Source organism: Proteus sp. FZP2095 (assembly GCF_023701425.1).
Taxonomy (GTDB): domain Bacteria; phylum Pseudomonadota; class Gammaproteobacteria; order Enterobacterales; family Enterobacteriaceae; genus Proteus; species Proteus cibarius.
Genome location: NZ_JAMQBJ010000029.1, coordinates 1 through 362 on the forward strand (window position 1 = coordinate 1; position 362 = coordinate 362).

1 rRNA gene is annotated in these 362 nt (G+C 50.3%); it reads left to right on the top strand.

Annotated elements, in window-relative coordinates:
- A 23S ribosomal RNA gene (locus NBG71_RS18715) occupies window positions 1-362 on the top strand; the annotation flags it as partial.

Sequence of the window (362 nt, forward strand, 5' to 3'; positions counted from 1 at the left end):
CTCCAAGGCTAAATACTCCTGATTGACCGATAGTGAACCAGTACCGTGAGGGAAAGGCGAAAAGAACCCCGGCGAGGGGAGTGAAAAAGAACCTGAAACCGTGTACGTACAAGCAGTAGGAGCCCCACCACTAAGCTAGTGGTGAACTCACAGCGATTCTTTTGCATGATAATGTGCGGTAGACGGAGCGAATGCGACGTCCAACCAACAAAATCAAGCAGAGGAGGCTTAGTGGTGGGGTGACTGCGTACCTTTTGTATAATGGGTCAGCGACTTATATTCTGTAGCAAGGTTAACCGTATAGGGGAGCCGTAGGGAAACCGAGTCTTAACTGGGCGAATGAGTTGCAGGGTATAGACCCG